At 44.3% G+C, this 17704-nt stretch carries 14 protein-coding genes, 2 rRNA genes, 1 pseudogene and 2 riboswitches (1 of these 19 only partly in view); of the genes and pseudogenes, 6 read left to right on the forward strand and 11 right to left on the reverse strand.

Features of this window, described 5'->3' with window-relative positions:
- Nucleotides 1-878 (reverse strand): 23S ribosomal RNA (locus NYE56_RS15600); it reaches 2050 nt to the left of the window's first position.
- 170 nt (nucleotides 879-1048) lie between these two features.
- Nucleotides 1049-2598, reverse strand: a 16S ribosomal RNA gene (locus tag NYE56_RS15605).
- Together the 16S and 23S rRNA genes form the textbook arrangement of a ribosomal RNA operon.
- A gap of 466 nt (nucleotides 2599-3064) precedes the next feature.
- A riboswitch (TPP riboswitch) is annotated at nucleotides 3065-3166 on the forward strand.
- A 98-nt stretch (nucleotides 3167-3264) separates the two neighbouring features.
- Between NYE56_RS15605 and thiT the strand changes: the two genes are divergently transcribed.
- A complete protein-coding gene (thiT, locus tag NYE56_RS15610) occupies nucleotides 3265-3843 on the forward strand; it encodes an energy-coupled thiamine transporter ThiT (RefSeq protein ID WP_015483606.1) in 579 nt (192 codons plus the stop codon).
- A 41-nt stretch (nucleotides 3844-3884) separates the two neighbouring features.
- Here the strand turns inward: thiT and NYE56_RS15615 are convergent.
- From NYE56_RS15615 to NYE56_RS15625, 3 genes and pseudogenes are all read right to left on the reverse strand, one after another.
- A pseudogene (locus NYE56_RS15615) lies at nucleotides 3885-4405 on the reverse strand (GNAT family N-acetyltransferase).
- A gap of 17 nt (nucleotides 4406-4422) precedes the next feature.
- Entirely contained in the window at nucleotides 4423-5952 is a 1530-nt protein-coding gene (gene floT / locus NYE56_RS15620) for a flotillin lipid rafts scaffold protein FloT (RefSeq protein ID WP_003228960.1), read from the reverse strand.
- A gap of 20 nt (nucleotides 5953-5972) precedes the next feature.
- Complete coding sequence (locus tag NYE56_RS15625; protein ID WP_015251368.1) at nucleotides 5973-6497, reverse strand: NfeD family protein; 525 nt, start codon at nucleotides 6495-6497, stop codon at nucleotides 5973-5975.
- Between the two features lie 167 nt (nucleotides 6498-6664).
- On the opposite strand from NYE56_RS15625, the gene NYE56_RS15630 reads away from it, so the two are divergent.
- Nucleotides 6665-7153 (forward strand): DinB family protein, encoded by a 489-nt coding sequence (locus NYE56_RS15630; protein ID WP_003242867.1) that lies wholly within the window; start codon nucleotides 6665-6667, stop codon nucleotides 7151-7153.
- Nucleotides 7154-7158: 5 nt separating this feature from the next.
- On the opposite strand, the gene NYE56_RS15635 is transcribed toward NYE56_RS15630, so the two are convergent.
- The 3 genes from NYE56_RS15635 to betB form a co-directional block, all read right to left on the reverse strand.
- Nucleotides 7159-7737, reverse strand: coding sequence for an MOSC domain-containing protein (locus NYE56_RS15635; protein WP_014477775.1), 579 nt, complete (start codon nucleotides 7735-7737; stop codon nucleotides 7159-7161).
- Nucleotides 7738-7824: 87 nt separating this feature from the next.
- Nucleotides 7825-9033: a choline dehydrogenase gene (gbsB, locus tag NYE56_RS15640; RefSeq protein WP_014477776.1), complete on the reverse strand. Its 1209-nt coding sequence runs from the start codon at nucleotides 9031-9033 to the stop codon at nucleotides 7825-7827.
- 16 nt (nucleotides 9034-9049) lie between these two features.
- Nucleotides 9050-10522, reverse strand: coding sequence for a betaine-aldehyde dehydrogenase (betB, locus tag NYE56_RS15645; protein ID WP_003243430.1), 1473 nt, complete (start codon nucleotides 10520-10522; stop codon nucleotides 9050-9052).
- 198 nt (nucleotides 10523-10720) lie between these two features.
- On the opposite strand from betB, the gene gbsR reads away from it, so the two are divergent.
- The 4 genes from gbsR to ktrB all read left to right on the forward strand — a co-directional run bounded on the left by gbsR (nucleotide 10721) and on the right by ktrB (nucleotide 14383).
- On the forward strand, nucleotides 10721-11263 hold the full coding sequence (gbsR, locus tag NYE56_RS15650) for a transcriptional regulator GbsR (RefSeq protein WP_123373914.1): 543 nt from the start codon (nucleotides 10721-10723) through the stop codon (nucleotides 11261-11263).
- Between the two features lie 196 nt (nucleotides 11264-11459).
- Nucleotides 11460-12005: a biofilm surface layer hydrophobin BslA gene (bslA, locus tag NYE56_RS15655; protein WP_187954175.1), complete on the forward strand. Its 546-nt coding sequence runs from the start codon at nucleotides 11460-11462 to the stop codon at nucleotides 12003-12005.
- A 144-nt stretch (nucleotides 12006-12149) separates the two neighbouring features.
- Nucleotides 12150-12298: riboswitch (cyclic di-AMP (ydaO/yuaA leader) on the forward strand.
- Nucleotides 12299-12370: 72 nt separating this feature from the next.
- Nucleotides 12371-13039 carry a potassium uptake protein KtrA gene (ktrA, locus tag NYE56_RS15660; RefSeq protein WP_003228942.1) on the forward strand — a complete coding sequence of 223 codons (669 nt, stop codon included), beginning with the start codon at nucleotides 12371-12373 and terminating at the stop codon, nucleotides 13037-13039.
- 6 nt (nucleotides 13040-13045) lie between these two features.
- Nucleotides 13046-14383 carry a Ktr system potassium transporter KtrB gene (gene ktrB, locus NYE56_RS15665; RefSeq protein ID WP_341284068.1) on the forward strand — a complete coding sequence of 446 codons (1338 nt, stop codon included), beginning with the start codon at nucleotides 13046-13048 and terminating at the stop codon, nucleotides 14381-14383.
- A 35-nt stretch (nucleotides 14384-14418) separates the two neighbouring features.
- Here the strand turns inward: ktrB and NYE56_RS15670 are convergent, their stop codons facing one another.
- From NYE56_RS15670 to NYE56_RS15680, 3 genes are all read right to left on the reverse strand, one after another.
- Nucleotides 14419-14682, reverse strand: a complete 264-nt coding sequence (locus NYE56_RS15670) for a YiaA/YiaB family inner membrane protein (protein WP_003222348.1) — start codon at nucleotides 14680-14682, stop codon at nucleotides 14419-14421.
- A 108-nt stretch (nucleotides 14683-14790) separates the two neighbouring features.
- Complete coding sequence (lytG, locus tag NYE56_RS15675) at nucleotides 14791-15639, reverse strand: exo-glucosaminidase LytG (RefSeq protein ID WP_003228938.1); 849 nt, start codon at nucleotides 15637-15639, stop codon at nucleotides 14791-14793.
- Between the two features lie 160 nt (nucleotides 15640-15799).
- Complete coding sequence (locus tag NYE56_RS15680) at nucleotides 15800-17335, reverse strand: MFS transporter (RefSeq protein ID WP_341284069.1); 1536 nt, start codon at nucleotides 17333-17335, stop codon at nucleotides 15800-15802.
- Between the last annotated feature and the right edge of the window lie 369 nt (nucleotides 17336-17704).

Raw genomic sequence — 17704 nt, forward strand, 5'->3', positions numbered from 1 at the left:
CCTAAAGCTATTTCGGAGAGAACCAGCTATCTCCAGGTTCGATTGGCATTTCACCCCTACCCACACCTCATCCCCGCACTTTTCAACGTGCGTGGGTTCGGGCCTCCATTCAGTGTTACCTGAACTTCACCCTGGACATGGGTAGATCACCTGGTTTCGGGTCTACGACCACGTACTCATGCGCCCTATTCAGACTCGCTTTCGCTGCGGCTCCGCATCTTCTGCTTAACCTTGCACGGGATCGTAACTCGCCGGTTCATTCTACAAAAGGCACGCCATCACCCGTTAACGGGCTCTGACTACTTGTAGGCACACGGTTTCAGGATCTCTTTCACTCCCCTTCCGGGGTGCTTTTCACCTTTCCCTCACGGTACTGGTTCACTATCGGTCACTAGGGAGTATTTAGCCTTGGGAGATGGTCCTCCCGGATTCCGACGGAATTTCACGTGTTCCGCCGTACTCAGGATCCACTCAGGAGAGAACGAAGTTTTGACTACAGGGCTGTTACCTCCTATGGCGGGCCTTTCCAGACCTCTTCATCTACCTCGTTCCTTTGTAACTCCGTACAGAGTGTCCTACAACCCCAAGAGGCAAGCCTCTTGGTTTGGGCTAATCCCGTTTCGCTCGCCGCTACTCAGGGAATCGCATTTGCTTTCTCTTCCTCCGGGTACTTAGATGTTTCAGTTCCCCGGGTCTGCCTTCTCATATCCTATGAATTCAGATATGGATACCACTCCATTACGAGTGGTGGGTTTCCCCATTCGGAAATCTCCGGATCAAAGCTTGCTTACAGCTCCCCGAAGCATATCGGTGTTCGTCCCGTCCTTCATCGGCTCCTAGTGCCAAGGCATCCACCGTGCGCCCTTTCTAACTTAACCGTTAAAAAGAATCACTATGTGATATCTTGTATTACTAATTGAATGTGATGTCTACTGTTATCTAGTTTTCAAAGAACACGTTTCGAAGGAATGATCCTTCAAAACTAAACAAGACAGGGAACGTTCTGTTTATAAGACCCAAGGTCTTATATTCCGTATAATATCCTTAGAAAGGAGGTGATCCAGCCGCACCTTCCGATACGGCTACCTTGTTACGACTTCACCCCAATCATCTGTCCCACCTTCGGCGGCTGGCTCCTAAAAGGTTACCTCACCGACTTCGGGTGTTACAAACTCTCGTGGTGTGACGGGCGGTGTGTACAAGGCCCGGGAACGTATTCACCGCGGCATGCTGATCCGCGATTACTAGCGATTCCAGCTTCACGCAGTCGAGTTGCAGACTGCGATCCGAACTGAGAACAGATTTGTGGGATTGGCTTAACCTCGCGGTTTCGCTGCCCTTTGTTCTGTCCATTGTAGCACGTGTGTAGCCCAGGTCATAAGGGGCATGATGATTTGACGTCATCCCCACCTTCCTCCGGTTTGTCACCGGCAGTCACCTTAGAGTGCCCAACTGAATGCTGGCAACTAAGATCAAGGGTTGCGCTCGTTGCGGGACTTAACCCAACATCTCACGACACGAGCTGACGACAACCATGCACCACCTGTCACTCTGCCCCCGAAGGGGACGTCCTATCTCTAGGATTGTCAGAGGATGTCAAGACCTGGTAAGGTTCTTCGCGTTGCTTCGAATTAAACCACATGCTCCACCGCTTGTGCGGGCCCCCGTCAATTCCTTTGAGTTTCAGTCTTGCGACCGTACTCCCCAGGCGGAGTGCTTAATGCGTTAGCTGCAGCACTAAGGGGCGGAAACCCCCTAACACTTAGCACTCATCGTTTACGGCGTGGACTACCAGGGTATCTAATCCTGTTCGCTCCCCACGCTTTCGCTCCTCAGCGTCAGTTACAGACCAGAGAGTCGCCTTCGCCACTGGTGTTCCTCCACATCTCTACGCATTTCACCGCTACACGTGGAATTCCACTCTCCTCTTCTGCACTCAAGTTCCCCAGTTTCCAATGACCCTCCCCGGTTGAGCCGGGGGCTTTCACATCAGACTTAAGAAACCGCCTGCGAGCCCTTTACGCCCAATAATTCCGGACAACGCTTGCCACCTACGTATTACCGCGGCTGCTGGCACGTAGTTAGCCGTGGCTTTCTGGTTAGGTACCGTCAAGGTACCGCCCTATTCGAACGGTACTTGTTCTTCCCTAACAACAGAGCTTTACGATCCGAAAACCTTCATCACTCACGCGGCGTTGCTCCGTCAGACTTTCGTCCATTGCGGAAGATTCCCTACTGCTGCCTCCCGTAGGAGTCTGGGCCGTGTCTCAGTCCCAGTGTGGCCGATCACCCTCTCAGGTCGGCTACGCATCGTTGCCTTGGTGAGCCGTTACCTCACCAACTAGCTAATGCGCCGCGGGTCCATCTGTAAGTGGTAGCCGAAGCCACCTTTTATGTTTGAACCATGCGGTTCAAACAACCATCCGGTATTAGCCCCGGTTTCCCGGAGTTATCCCAGTCTTACAGGCAGGTTACCCACGTGTTACTCACCCGTCCGCCGCTAACATCAGGGAGCAAGCTCCCATCTGTCCGCTCGACTTGCATGTATTAGGCACGCCGCCAGCGTTCGTCCTGAGCCAGGATCAAACTCTCCGATAAATGGATCACAGGTTAAGTCCACCGCATCCTGCGGTGACACCTGTGTGACCTGCGTCGTGCAGGCCCTAGTTTGACTGACTACGCACATCGCTGTGCGATTTATAAAAAATGAATTAACAGGTACGTTTTGTCTTGTTTAGTTTTCAAAGATCATTTCGTTACTTCTCAATGAAGCAGCTTTACTAATATAACATTCAGCTTCTTTTTTGTCAATAACTTTTTTCAAGTTGCTTTGAAGCTTCTAGTTTGTGTCCGCTGTGCATCAGCGACGTTTAATAATATAACACCTGTATTTATTTATTGCAATAGTTTTTTTAAAAAAATCTATAAAACAAATAAACTATAATCCTCGTCATGATTTCTAAAGCGTGTGTATCATATAACTTTCTTAAAAGAACATATACATCAGTCATGTGATCTTGTTGTTTTTTTCGTTTTCTTGTATAGTAGAAACGAACTAAATACTGATGACCACAAGGGGAGCATTAAAGCTGAGAGTGAGCGGTTTCGTTCTGACCCTTTGAACCTGTTAGTTAACGCTGGCGTAGGGATGTGGCAAAGTCAAATGAATTGCGATCATAAAGCAGTGCGTGGAACTTTTCTCATCCTTCCGCGTGCTGCTTTTTTGTTGTCCTTTTGGTTGTCTGTCAATGGAAGGAGATAGATATGAATCAATCTAAGCAACTGGTTCGCCTTATTGAAATTGCCATTATGACAGCGGCAGCCGTTATTTTAGACATTGTCTCAGGAATGTTTCTTAGCATGCCTCAAGGAGGCTCGGTCTCCATCATGATGATTCCGATCTTTTTAATTTCGTTTCGCTGGGGTGTCAAAGCAGGTCTTACTACAGGTTTGTTGACAGGTCTAGTACAAATAGCAATCGGAAACTTGTTTGCTCAACATCCTGTACAGCTATTGTTAGATTACATTGTCGCTTTCGCAGCAATCGGCATAAGCGGCTGTTTCGCTTCTTCTGTCCGTAAAGCCGCTGTATCAAAAACAAAAGGGAAATTGATTGTTTCAGTGGTCAGCGCAGTTTTTATCGGCAGTTTGCTGCGCTATGCCGCGCATGTCATTTCAGGAGCTGTTTTTTTCGGCAGCTTTGCTCCAAAAGGAACACCGGTATGGCTTTATTCTTTAACTTATAATGCGACTTACATGGTTCCTTCATTCATTATTTGTGCAATTGTCCTATGTTTATTATTTATGACAGCACCCCGTTTGCTTAAAAGTGACAAAGCGTAAAAATAACAATCCCCCAGCGAATTCCGCTGGGGGATTGTTCGTTATCTGTTAAGAAGTGTTTTTAAAGCTGAAAGATCCGGCCAGCCAAGACCTACTTCTTTCAGCCTTACTCCGGCAATTTCAAAGTTGTCCTCCGCTACTCTTTCAGGTGAATAGGCCTGATAAAATATAATCGAGGGATTCTGCTCAATAACCAAACAAACATACTTGAAAAGCCATGTTGAAGCAAAAACTCCGCTCCTTTTGCTAAGAGCGCCCTACCTGCACCTTGCCGCTGGCGCTCTTCCAGAAGATAAATAGCGTATAACTCGCCGTCATAGCCTTCTTGTTCAGAGCGAATAGGTCCAAATGAAGCAAAGCCGAATACTGAACCCTTTTCGTTCTGAGCAACAAATACTCCCTTTAACGAACGACTTTTCCATTTGTCTTCAAATTCCTTATAGTTCAGGCTGTTTAAATAATCAATCGGGATAATTTCGTGGTATGTTGTCCTCCAGCTGTCTACATGCACTTTTGCAATGTCCTTTATATCCTCTAACTTCGCTTCACGTACAGTTACCATACGGTTCTGCCCTTTCCTTACTCTGATTTTTGGATCGTTTTGGCTTCTTTGATTTCATTTGTTAATTCATTAATGCTTTGTTTTACGTTTCCTTTTCCTGAAAAGTTCTCAAGCATTTCTTTTACATCAATTCCTGAGGATGCTTTTAAACTTTCTTGCAGACTTGACATTAAGTTCGTCGCATAGCTGGTTACTTTGTTTGCTCCGCTTGATTCACCGCTTCCTCCTGTATCGACAACGGTGATTTTATCAATATTTGAAAGAGGCGCCGCTGCTTGTTTCGCGTATTCCGGAAGCATTTTGACAATCATATCGAAAATCGCCGCCTGCCCGTACTGTTCAAAAGCAGCCGCAATTTTCTCTTTTGCTTCCGCTTCTGCAAGACCTTTCAGGCGGATAACCTCTGCCTCTGTCTCTCCTTTCGCTTTTTCCGCTTCTGCTTTTGCTAGCCCGTCAATTCTTACTTTTTCCGCCTCAGCCTTTGCCATTGCTTCAATACTGTACTTCTTGGCATCGGCTTCCGCGAGCTGTTTGGCTTTCTCAGCTGCTGCGGACTGCTCAACAGAATAACGGTCTGCATCGGCTTTTTTCTTTACCTCTGAGTCGTATTGACGTTCACGGCGAAGAATTTCTTTTTCTTCTAGTTCTATTTGTTTTTGGCGTTCAATAATTTTAACCTGCATTTCCTGCTCTGTGACTTGCTGGCGCGCTCTGGCAGTCTCTAAATCATATGCCTGGTCGGCATTCGCTTTTGCCGTATCTTGTTCTCTGCGAAATTCAGCCATTTTGAGCTGATTGATTTTTTCAGCTTCAGCGATTTCCGTCGCCCGTTCAAGTTCTGATTTTTTTGCGTCTTTATCGGCTTCTGCCCGCTTAATTCGGGTTTCTTTATCAGCCTCTGCTGTTGCGATATCAGCATCGCGTTTTACTTGGGCAATTCTCGGTTTCCCTAATGATTCAAGATAACCGTTTTTATCACGAACATCTTTAATGGTAAACGAGACGATTACAAGCCCCATTTTCGCGAGATCCTGCGAAGCGACACGCTGCACCTCTTGAGAGAATTTCTCCCTGTTTTTATAGATTTCTTCTACTGTCATTGAGCCGAGAATGGAACGAAGGTGGCCTTCTAAAACCTCCCGCGCTTCCTGCTCACGGTCGTCTTTTGATTTCCCTAAAAATTGTTCGGCTGCTGTAGCGATTTCTCCTATAGAACCGCCGATTTTAATAATCGCAGTTCCATCGGCCATTACTGGCACTCCTTGTTCTGTATAGACTTCAGGTGTCGAAACATCGAGTTTGCTTGATAATAGGCTTAGCGGCTCTGCCTGCTGGAAGACGGGAAGGACAAAGGTTCCTCCGCCGCGGACGATTTTAATACGGTTGCCGCCTTCATCGACATGAACATTTTTATTCCCCAGATAGCTCCCTGTTACAATTAACGCTTCATCAGGCCCTGCTGTACGATACTTCGTAATAAACACAGCTATTAGTGCAATTAATAAAAAGAATACAACTCCGATGATCATTATAATCGGCATTGTCATATCAAATTCCTCCTTTTATGTTAAATGGGTTCATGCGGAGTAACCGAAAGAACTCCGTTGTTAATATCTACGACTAACACCGTTGTCCCGTAACTGATCTGCTGATTATCAAAACTGACCGCTGACTTTGAAATGGTCCCGCCTATCCCTTCTATGACCACTTCACCAAACCCGTCAACCGGAACAGCTGTAATCACTTTACCGAGTCTTCCTCTGAGATCATCTTCTCTATATGCCAATGATTCTTCTGCAGATGATAATGGTACCAGTACAAAGATGTGAAGCAATACCACCAGCATGATTGAAAGGATGCAAGATAAAAGCGCAATCAGCAAGCTTGACAGAGGCAATACGAGTTCACCTATATATCCGCCCGCTGAAAAACATGTGAAAAATGAGAGCACTAATGTCGGATTAAGAAACGGAATGCCTTCTGGCAGCCCTGCAAATACATCTCCGAAAAACAGAAATAACAGCGTAAGGCTGCCCGCAATAATAAGCGTATAAAGATAAATTGTTTGTATAGGTACTCCAAATAACTCCAATTTCCTCATCCTTTCTTCATCAATGCATTGATGAACGGCTGCCGTTACCATTTATACGAGACACCACGGGAAAAGTTTCAAAATTTTAAGACAAATAACCCATTTGAAGTGCTTTATAAATGATAATTGCTTATATATATGGTAATGTCATTTTAGGAGGAGATATGATGAGTATCTTTAATGAAGCCAGATTAGAAACGTGGAACGAATTGAAAGGACTTTCTGACGAAAAGCTGAACCAAAAGCCTTCTGCTGAAGAATGGAGCATACGGGAAGTTCTTGACCATTTGAAAAAAATCGATATGACCGCACAAAAAATGTTGAAGGAACGTGTAAAGGACGCTCCGATTAAAGAAATTGAAGAAAAACCGCTTGAGGTAGCACAGGACAGAAATAATAAACGGAAAGCCCCGAGTCATCTTGAGCCTGCGCATGATTTTATTTCAGGCAGCCAAATGAAACGTGAGCTTGATGTGGTAAGAGAGCAGCTGACTGCTGCGATTGCCTCTCTGAAAGAAGAAGATTTTGAAAGAGTGCTTCCGCATCCTGTGTTTCAAGAGCTGACTGTCAGACAGTGGATCGATTTTATCGGCCATCATGAAAAGCGGCACCTCAGCCAAATGAAAGAAATTAAAGAAAAGATAGAAAGGGCCTGATTTGATCAGACCCTTTCTGCTTTTCGTTTAACTTTTCGCTGATAGGAATGAACTTCTATTTCATCACCTGTGTAAACAGCACCAGGTCTCTCCACAATACAGACAATCCCTCTAATGCCCAGTGCGTGGCGGACGAAAGCCGGCGCCAGCTTCGGTTGGTCCGGATAATAAGACTGAATGACTTCTCCCGGCTGGATACACGGATCATTTTCGCCCTCACACAGCAGAGCCGCTCCGCTCGGAAAAATAATCCGGCTTCCTTCTTTTAATGAAGTAAGATCTGGCATACCGCTGACTGCCACATTCGCCCCGAGCCATTCCGGCAAAATCCTCGGCACTCCCATTTTTAAAGCGATTTCATTGCATTCCTCTATTGAAACAATTGAAATTTGTCTGCGGTTGAAAATTTCAGTCCCTCTTGAAAACATTGGTTCTCTGGCTCCCGCTTTTTTGGTCAGGCCAAAATGCAAGTCGCCGGGGATGCCGCCATAATCAAAATCAAGCTTGTCCATTTGCTTTGTTACGAAGCTTTCTGTATCTGCGATATATAAGCCTTCCGCTTTTGCAGTCATACGCTTCCACATCAGCTGGCACCTTCTTTCTTATCTAAAATTTCCACCTATGCTTCATTATCCCAAAAAATCCCGCTCTGTAAAGGAGCGGGATTTTGATTATACCGTTTTAGGCGTAAGGTTAAAGCAGCGCTTGTAGATCCAGTTGTATGCTTTTTCATTTAAATCTCTAGGGTTTCCGAAGGTTTGCGGATCTTTCATAGCTTCTTTAGACAAGCGTTCGATCATATCAGGTGATACTCCCTGCTCTTCTAAAGTCGGCACTTCTAAATCTTCGACCAGATCATACATCCAATTGACAGATGCTTTCGCAGCTTCTTCTGTTGTCATCTTGCTTGTATCAATACCGAACGCTTTCGCAATACGCGCAAACTTCTCAGGATAGCCCTTCCAGTTGTATTCCATGACAGGGCCCATCATCGCCGCTACACATTGGCCGTGAGCGACTGGGATAATACCGCCAAGCGTTTGGCTCATCGCATGAGCCGCGCCCGCTGATTCACTTCCGTAAGAAAGACCGGCAAGCATCGCAGCCTGCGCCATTCCGTACCTTGCTTCCAGATCCTCTCCGTCAGCAAATGCCCTCTTAATGTAATGAGCGGCATACTCAATCGCCATTAGGGCAACCGCATCCGTGATTGGCTGTGCAAATTTCATTGTATAGCACTCAATGGCATGGGCGAGCGCATCAATTCCCGTCATAGCTGTTACATGCGGAGGCATTGAAACATGAAGCTCAGGATCAATGATGGTCAAGTGCGCTGCAATCAGCGGACCGCCCGTGTTGAATTTGAATTCTCTTTCTTCATCTGTGATAACCGCCCATTGGGTTACTTCTGATCCTGTTCCAGCTGTAGTGGGAATTGTCGTCAGCGGAGGAATGCGGTTTTCCAGCGGTTTTTTCCCATCTGCCGCTTCATAATCAAGCACGCTTCCTTCGTGAGTCGCTTCTACTCCGATTGCTTTTGCTGTATCCATGGAGCTTCCGCCTCCGACTGCCACCAAACCATTACAGTTCTCTTTTTTGTAAAGCTCAGATCCTTCATTCACCAGACGGACAGGCGGGTTTGGCTCAACTTTATGAAAGAGCACCACTTCAATGCCTGCTTCTTTAAGTGATTCGATTACAGGATCAGCAACACCGGCTTTATAAATCCCTGGGTCTGTGACAAGGAGCGCTTTTGAAACGCCCAGTGCAGCTACTTCCTCACCCGTATGCTTGATGGCTCCGATTCCATGCTTAATCACAGTCGGAATTTCAAATGTGTGGAATTTCTGCATGCTTTCTACCTTCATATTTAATGTCATCATCAATCTCCCCCTCTTATGAATTAAACCAGTTAACCGCTGCCGGTTTCGTATTGCGGTATACATGTTTGACTTCTGTGTATTCTTCAAGGCCTATTTTTCCAAGCTCGCGTCCGAACCCGGATTGCTTATATCCGCCCCATGGCGCTTGTGCAAAGTACGGATGAAAATCGTTGATCCAAACGGTTCCCATTCTCAAGCGGGCTGCTACCCGTTCGCACTTTTCAATGTCTTTTGACCATACCGCTCCAGCCAAGCCATAGATGGTATCATTCGCAAGCTCGATTACCTCTTCTTCAGAGCTGAAGGTTTCGACTGTCAATACAGGACCGAAAACCTCTTCCTGAACGATTCTCATGTCAGAATTACAGTTTGAGAAAATAGTAGGTTCATAGAAAAAGCCGTTTTGAAGCTCAGGATCTTCCGGGCGTTTGCCTCCTGTCTCCAGCTTCGCGCCTTCCTCTATTCCGATCTCAACATATTTTTCTACCTTTGCCCTGTGCTCCGCCGAAATAAGCGGACCGCTTTCTGTCTCAGCATGAAAACCGTTTCCGAGTTTTATGCGTTTTGCCCGTTTGACCAGCTCCGCCAAAAATTGATCATGAATGGCATCCTCAACAAGCAAGCGGGAACCTGCAGAGCATACTTGGCCGGCGTGGAAAAATACAGCGTTTAAGGCCTGATCAACCGCAACTTCTAAATCCGCGTCCTTGAAAACAATATTTGGGTTTTTCCCGCCAAGTTCAAGGGCGATTTTTTTGACGTTTCCGCTTGCCGCCCGCATGATTTTTTTGCCTGTTTCAATTCCGCCCGTAAATGAAATCAAATCGACGTCTTTGTTTACGGCAAGCTCATCGCCCACTGTGGCTCCCGGTCCAAGGACAAGATTTGCGACACCTTTTGGAACACCGGCTTCTTCCATCAGCTTAAAGACTTTGATTGTCGTCAGCGGCGTAATCTCACTCGGCTTCATGACGATTGTGTTTCCTGCAGCCAGTGCAGGGGCGATTTTCCAGCTCGCTTGAAGGAGCGGATAATTCCATGGAGTGATCTGGCCGCAAACCCCGATTGGCTCCCTAATAATTTTGCTTTCTGAATCAGGAATCGGAGATGAAATGATCTCTCCGCCATCTTTGTCTGCCAAGCCGGCGTAATATTGAAAAACATTGGCGATATCGTCCATATCGGCCTTGCTTTCTTCGAGTGTTTTTCCTGTATCAAGAGATTCAAGCTCAGCCAGCTCCTCAAGATCGCGTCTGATTAATTCCGCAATTTTCAGAACAATTTTTCCGCGTTCAAGCCCGGATAGCGATGACCATTCTCCTTTGTCAAATGCTCTGCGTGCGGCTGCGATTGCTTTGATGGCGTCCTCTCGCCCTCCCTCGCTTACAGTTGCAATTTCTTCTTGATTAAATGGGTTGATAATACTGCGGATCTGTTCTTTTTCGGCACTGATCCATTCTCCGTCAATGAATAATGTTTGACTCATATAAGCCTCCTTGACGTAAATAAAGTTTGTTAAATAAAAATTTAATGTTTTTAACAACCTTAATCTAACATATGGTTTTTAAACTGTCAAAGTCCCATTTTGATTTTTCTTTTTGACTTTTCCTCATGTTTCGTTAAGATAAAGAACATAAAGAAATAACTTAACGAATTTAATTTTCTAAAGGAAAAGAGGGTCAGTATGGATGAAAATCCAGAATTTGCAGCTATAGAACAGGCTCGGGATCTTGTTATTGACTCCATTGCTGAAACGATGGATCTTTACGGAATTACCCGCAGTGTCGGGATTTTATATGGGACGATGTATATGAGGGATGAGATGACGCTTGACGAAATGCGTGAGGAGTTGCAAATGAGCAAACCAAGCATGAGCACTGGCGTCAAAAAGCTTCAAGACTTAAATGTAGTGAAAAAAACATTTCACCGGGGCATCCGCAAGCATACATTTGTGGCTGAGAAGGATTTCTTTAAATTTTTCACAAATTTCTTTCCACCTAAATGGGAGCGGGAGGTTCAAGTGAATGTAACAGCGATCGAGGAAGCTCAAGCTGATTTACAAAAGGTTTTAAGCAAGGAAGATCTCGATGAGGATACCAAAAATGAAGCACTGCAGTTATATGATCAGCTGGAAAGCTCTAAAGCTTACTATGACTGGCTGAAACGGCTTGCTGAATCAGTGCAGACCGGAGAAATTTTTAAATTTATACCGATCGAAACAAAGTAAAGCAGAAAACGTCTGGGAAACCAGGCGTTTTTTTGATGTAACTACTACAAATTTGAAAAATACGGGAAAAACACCCCATTTACTTCCAAAATATTTGATGGTAATTTTATGTAGGTAAAATTTGTATTTGGCCTTCAGAGGAGGTGAAAAGCGGGCAGGCCTGTTTAATTTATCATTTTTTAGGGGGAATTTTGTTATGAAACGCAGATTATTATCTTCTTTGGCAATTAGTGCATTAAGTCTTGGGTTACTCGTTTCTGCACCTACAGCTTCTTTCGCGGCTGAATCTACATCAACTAAAGCTCATACTGAATCTACTATGAGAACACAGTCTACAGCTTCATTGTTCGCAACAATCACTGGGGCCAGCAAAACGGAATGGTCTTTCTCAGATATCGAATTGACTTACCGTCCAAACACGCTTCTCAGCCTTGGCGTTATGGAGTTTACATTGCCAAGCGGATTTACTGCAAACACGAAAGACACATTGAACGGAAATGCCTTGCGTACAACACAGATCCTCAATAACGGGAAAACAGTAAGAGTTCCTTTGGCACTTGATTTGTTAGGAGCTGGCGAATTCAAATTAAAACTGAATAACAAAACACTTCCTGCCGCAGGTACATATACTTTCCGTGCAGAGAATAAATCATTAAGCATCGGAAATAAATTTTACGCAGAAGCCAGCATTGACGTGGCTAAGCGCAGCACTCCTCCGACTCAGCCTTGCGGTTGCAACTAATGTAAAAGACCGGTTAACACCGGTCTTTTTTGCGTTTTACCCTCCCCTTTTTCTCTAATCCCCGTTATCTTTTTTCTGGTTTAAAATTTAAATTGACAAACACTAGAAACAGGAGTAAATTCTTGAGTGTTCAATTTCATACAGTCTCTTTTACCGCTTAATCAAACACGAACGGGGGAACCAACGATTGGCTGTTTTATTAACAGCCTTGGGGTGAATCTTACTAAGTAAGAGGGGGTACTCTGAATCCCTAATCCGACAGCTAACCTCGTAGGCGTATACAGAGAGGAGGTCTATTATCGGCCATTCTTTGCAATGGTCTTTTTTGCTTCAAAAACGTTAATTCACTAAGGGAGATATGAACATTGGGAAGAATTAAAAATAAGCAATTTGCCGTGATCGGGCTGGGCCGGTTTGGCGGCAGCATTTGTAAAGAACTTCATAGAATGGGGCATGAGGTCCTTGCGGTTGATATCAACGAAGAAAAGGTCAATGCATATGCTTCTTACGCCACTCATGCGGTAATTGCCAACGCCACCGAAGAAAACGAATTGCTTTCATTAGGAATACGCAATTTTGAATATGTGATTGTTGCCATCGGAGCAAATATTCAAGCGAGTACGCTGACCACCCTATTATTAAAGGAGCTTGATATTCCAAATATTTGGGTAAAGGCTCAAAACTATTATCATCACAAGGTGCTTGAAAAAATCGGTGCTGACCGCATTATTCATCCTGAAAAAGATATGGGGGTTAAAATCGCACAAAGCCTTTCAGACGAAAATGTTTTGAATTACATTGATCTATCTGATGAATACAGTATTGTCGAGCTGTTGGCTACGCGCAAGCTTGATTCAAAATCGATTATTGACCTGAATGTAAGAGCAAAGTACGGCTGCACGATCCTGGCCATCAAACATCATGGAGATATCTGTCTTTCCCCCGCGCCTGAAGACATCATTCACGAGCAAGATTGCCTGGTGATCATGGGCCACAAAAAGGATATTAAACGTTTTGAAAACGAAGGGATGTAGACAAAGGTGACACTTCAAAAGGATAAAGTGATCAAATGGGTTCGGTTTACACCGCCTCAAGTGCTTGCCATTGGTTTTTTCCTTACCATTATCATCGGGGCTGTCCTATTAATGCTTCCGATTTCCACTACGAAGCCATTGTCATGGATAGATGCCCTTTTTACTGCGGCTTCCGCTACAACTGTTACAGGGCTTGCTGTTGTCGATACCGGTACTCAATTTACGGTATTCGGGCAAACAGTTATTATGGGGCTGATTCAGATTGGCGGGCTTGGATTTATGACGTTTGCGGTCTTGATCGTCATGATATTAGGAAAAAAAATCGGATTAAAAGAACGAATGCTCGTCCAGGGAGCCTTAAACCAGCCGACAATCGGCGGTGTCATTGGCCTTGTCAAAGTCCTGTTTCTGTTTTCGATCAGTATTGAATTGATAGCAGCACTCATTTTATCCATCCGGCTTGTACCTCAATACGGCTGGTCATCCGGCTTGTTTGCAAGTTTGTTTCACGCAATATCTGCTTTTAACAATGCCGGGTTTTCGTTGTGGCCTGATAATTTGATGAGCTACGTTGGCGATCCTACAGTGAACCTCGTGATTACTTTCTTATTTATTACAGGAGGGATCGGATTTACGGTTCTGTTTGATGTGATGAAAAATCGGCGTTTTAAAGCTTTTTCTTTACATACAAAGCTCATGCTTACAGGAACGCTGATGTTGAATGCGATTGCTATGCTTACGGTCTTTATTTTAGAATACAGCAACCCCGGCACGCTCGGCCACCTGCATATAGTGGATAAACTGTGGGCGTCCTATTTTCAGGCAGTGACGCCGAGAACCGCAGGCTTCAATTCTCTAGATTTCGGAAGCATGAGAGAAGGAACAATTGTATTTACTTTATTATTGATGTTTATCGGAGCAGGAAGCGCATCAACGGCGAGCGGCATTAAGCTGACTACGTTCATCGTGATTTTAACATCTGTTATTGCTTACTTGAGAGGTAAAAAAGAAACGGTTATTTTCCGCCGTTCCATCAAATATCCGATTATCATTAAAGCTTTAGCTGTGAGCGTCACCAGTTTGTTCATCGTGTTTTTAGGGATTTTCGCCCTGACGATCACAGAACAAGCGCCATTTCTTCAAATTGTGTTTGAAACCTTTTCCGCATTTGGAACTGTCGGCCTTACGATGGGGCTTACTCCTGAACTGACAACAGCTGGCAAGTGTATCATTATTGTCATCATGTTTATCGGAAGAATTGGTCCTTTAACGTTCGTGTTTTCATTCGCAAAAACAGAGCAATCAAATATCCGTTACCCTGATGGCGAAGTGTTTACAGGGTGATATCAAAAAATCCGGCGTGCAGTCGCCGGATTTTTTTATGATTCGATATGAGATTGATTTTGTCTTTTTTCCTGTTCCGCGATGATTTCGTTATCCTCCGCGTTATCACGGGTCACTTTTTGTGTAAGAATCGCACCAACTGCTACAAGTATCATAACAGCGATGTAATAACCTTTTTCATTGAGTTCCAGATTATCAGCATTATAGAGTCCGATACTAAACAAAAATACTCCCGCAAAAAAAGTAAAATAAGCTAATACTGTAAAGGCAACCGTGTTTCTGCGTCTATATTTCTGCACCTTTGTTCCCTCCCGAAAGCATAGTTAAAAAGTGATAACTTCCGTGGAATATTATACCTCAAATTCCCCGGAATGGAACAAAGAATTAAAAATACCAGTAAAAAGGGCTTAGGTTGCCTCCTTTATTTCAACAGCTGAATCATCAATCCAGCCAATAAGTTTATCATTGATTTGGAATTGGTACCATACAGACTGGCCTTTCTGTTTTTTAGACACAACCTTTATGTCTTTGCCGACGTAAGATTGGGCAGAGGTAAGCCTTATGGACCGATCATCAGTAGAAGGCTTGGACCATACGTCTTGAACGGCACTGTCTTTAATAGAGGCGTTTAAATCCACAGATTTGAGGGATGGATTTACCTCATCGTACTCATCTAAATCGTATTTTTCCACAATAGCGCTGATTTTGTCAGCGTAGTCAGGGTCTGTAGCATATCCTGATGTTTGCAGGGCGGTTGCCGCTTCCTTATAATTCCCTGCCTCAAGCACCGGTTTATACTTCTTTTTATTCCACGATGTGCCACGGACGAACAATTGGGCGTGATCATCCATAGATTCAAAAAACGTGCTGTATTTTCGAAACTTCGCGCGAATGGTTTTTCTTTTCCCTTTTTCAACTTCGTCCGTTTCCATCGTGACATGATGGCCTTTATAATTCCCTTTTACGCCAAAAAGGTTGTTGGCCTTAGCAGCCAGTTCACTGTTCCCCCAGTCCGATTCGAGAATGGCCTGAGCAATTGTGATGCTGGGGAGAACATGGTATTTTTCATACAAAATTTGGGCATGTCCGGACAGACTGTCTATAAATACTTGCTGTTCATCGATTTCTTCAGTTTCTTTGGATATTTCAATCGGTTTTGATAAAGTTGTCGCTAAAACAAACAGAGCTAGCGGAATCGATACAAGGAAAAATAGTGAAATCAAGAGTTTACGTTTTTTAAGTTTTTTACGGGCCATGAAAACCTTCCTTCGAATTAAAAGATTACGAATGTAAAAGAATCTACCTTTTAGAATTTTACTTGCACTTCTAATATTTTTCAATTCTTTAGGGATAAAGTTGGGAAAAGATTGCAAAATAAAAACCTTTTCGCTCAATGAAAAGGTTTTTACCATGTTTCTATTTTTGTAAATTTCTGAGTGCATTCCGATATTCCGTATCATTTATTACTTTATATGAATTGACAGTTGCCTTCGACAAACCTTGTGCTGAGACGGCCGGTTTTTCCGGAGCTGTTTTCGCTTTATCATGTGGTTTATGTGCCAGCTTGTGCCCCATTCCAGTGGCATTCATACAAAATGACAGGCAGACGAGCAGCACGCTAAGGATAAAAGAAATGAAGAAGAGATCATGATAAGCAGTCATCATAGAATCCTGTACCGAACCGCTTTGTCTGGCAGCATCTTTTTTCGTGAAAAAGCCGATGAGAATGGGAACTCCCATATAGACAAACAATCTTAAAAACTGAACAGCTGTCATTCTCTTGACCAAATCAGGCAGCGGGCCTCCCATGGCAGCTCCCATCAGCCCTGCGGCGACTGTCAGGCCTGTTCCCGCTGCAAGCATGATAAACAGTGCTGCGAACATATAGAGAGGCGATTGATCCTGCATATGCAGCCATTGAAAATTCACAAAGACGAGAATAAGTCCGCCGATAATACCGAGCATCCCTGGTCCGACTTTATCATATAACAGAGCGCTCAAAATGGCCGCGATCGCCACTCCGATTAAAAGAGTCAAGTTTAAAAAAATGAGATGCTCCTGAGAAATATCATACATTTGACGGAGCAAGCCTTGAAAAGCAGACAGGCTGACAGCTACCGTTATCGTCCCTGCAGCTATGATCAATAAGCCAAGCACCGGTTTTGGCAGCAGCATCAGTTTAATAGATATGAAGGGGTTTTTCACTTTATATTCCACAATCAATAGACCAATGAGCAAACATAACGTCACCCCGAAACCAATCCATACATAACCCGATGACAGCCCCCATTTTTGCAGAAAAATGAATGAAACCGCTGAGGCTGCGGCAAGGAAGACAGATAAAAGAATTCCCGCATGATCAAGCGGCTGTTCTTGATCCGACGCCCCGTGATGCTCGTCATGAAGAAAGAAATAGCTCACCGCGACACCGATCAGGGACAAGGTGCCAAAGATGAAAAACAGCCATCTCCAATGCCCGCAGCTTGTTGCAATGGTTCCAAGGATTGTGCCGATGATAACAGAACCATAGAATCCCCCGATCAGTACAAGCAGTGCATAGTTCCTGCGTTCAATCGGGAATGACAGTACAAGCATTGGAATCATAATCATCAGCATGACGCCTGTTGCCGCCCCCTGTAAAAAGCGCCCTGCCGCCATCCATGCAATATCGCCTGAACATGCGATGAGCAGTGAGCCTAGTATAAAGACAGGTAATGAAGCCAGATAGACGGGACGAGCACCGAATTTTTTCCTCAGCAACGGTCCTGCCGGAACTAACAAGGCAAAGGCCATATTGCCGATCAATATCGGATTTACTGATGTGAAGACACTTGTTCCAACCGCTTTCTGAACAAGGCCTTGAACTGACGACAATGCCGTGTTAGACATCAATCCCGGCCCGACCGCTAAGACGGCGAGCAAAGAAATCACCCAATAGTGTTTTGTCTTCATGTTGTCATCCCTTCCTATATGAATACATGCGAAACACATCATTTTTTGAAAACAAAAGAAGCTAATAGATTTTGCATACCATTAGCTTTCATTCTAATATTCTCCCTTTCAGGGGAAATGATATTATTTTATTATAATTATGTGAATGAATGAGCATATAATCAAATATTATTTCAAATCGATTGTGTTTTGTCAATGGAGTAAATTTCAAGCACAACATAGAAAGCTTGAAAGCTTTTCCCCGATATTGTGTCTAGAACTGCACTTATGAATCCCTGCTCGTTCCTTCAAGCGAATTAAAGCAGGGCGTTTTAACCCTTTCAATCCACTATTCCCACTAATAAACTCGGATAAGTTGGTGATAAGACA

The sequence above is a fragment of the Bacillus sp. FSL R5-0603 genome, assembly GCF_038050295.1.
Lineage (GTDB): Bacteria > Bacillota > Bacilli > Bacillales > Bacillaceae > Bacillus > Bacillus subtilis.

Coding starts and splice junctions, on each gene's coding strand:
- thiT (WP_015483606.1), top strand. CDS start 3,265: ATGAATCAATCTAAGCAACTGGTTCGCCTTATTGAAATTGCCATTATG.
- floT (WP_003228960.1), bottom strand. CDS start 5,952: ATGACAATGCCGATTATAATGATCATCGGAGTTGTATTCTTTTTATTA.
- NYE56_RS15630 (WP_003242867.1), top strand. CDS start 6,665: ATGAGTATCTTTAATGAAGCCAGATTAGAAACGTGGAACGAATTGAAA.
- NYE56_RS15635 (WP_014477775.1), bottom strand. CDS start 7,737: ATGTGGAAGCGTATGACTGCAAAAGCGGAAGGCTTATATATCGCAGAT.
- gbsB (WP_014477776.1), bottom strand. CDS start 9,033: ATGACATTAAATATGAAGGTAGAAAGCATGCAGAAATTCCACACATTT.
- betB (WP_003243430.1), bottom strand. CDS start 10,522: ATGAGTCAAACATTATTCATTGACGGAGAATGGATCAGTGCCGAAAAA.
- gbsR (WP_123373914.1), top strand. CDS start 10,721: ATGGATGAAAATCCAGAATTTGCAGCTATAGAACAGGCTCGGGATCTT.
- bslA (WP_187954175.1), top strand. CDS start 11,460: ATGAAACGCAGATTATTATCTTCTTTGGCAATTAGTGCATTAAGTCTT.
- lytG (WP_003228938.1), bottom strand. CDS start 15,639: ATGGCCCGTAAAAAACTTAAAAAACGTAAACTCTTGATTTCACTATTT.
- NYE56_RS15680 (WP_341284069.1), bottom strand. CDS start 17,335: ATGAAGACAAAACACTATTGGGTGATTTCTTTGCTCGCCGTCTTAGCG.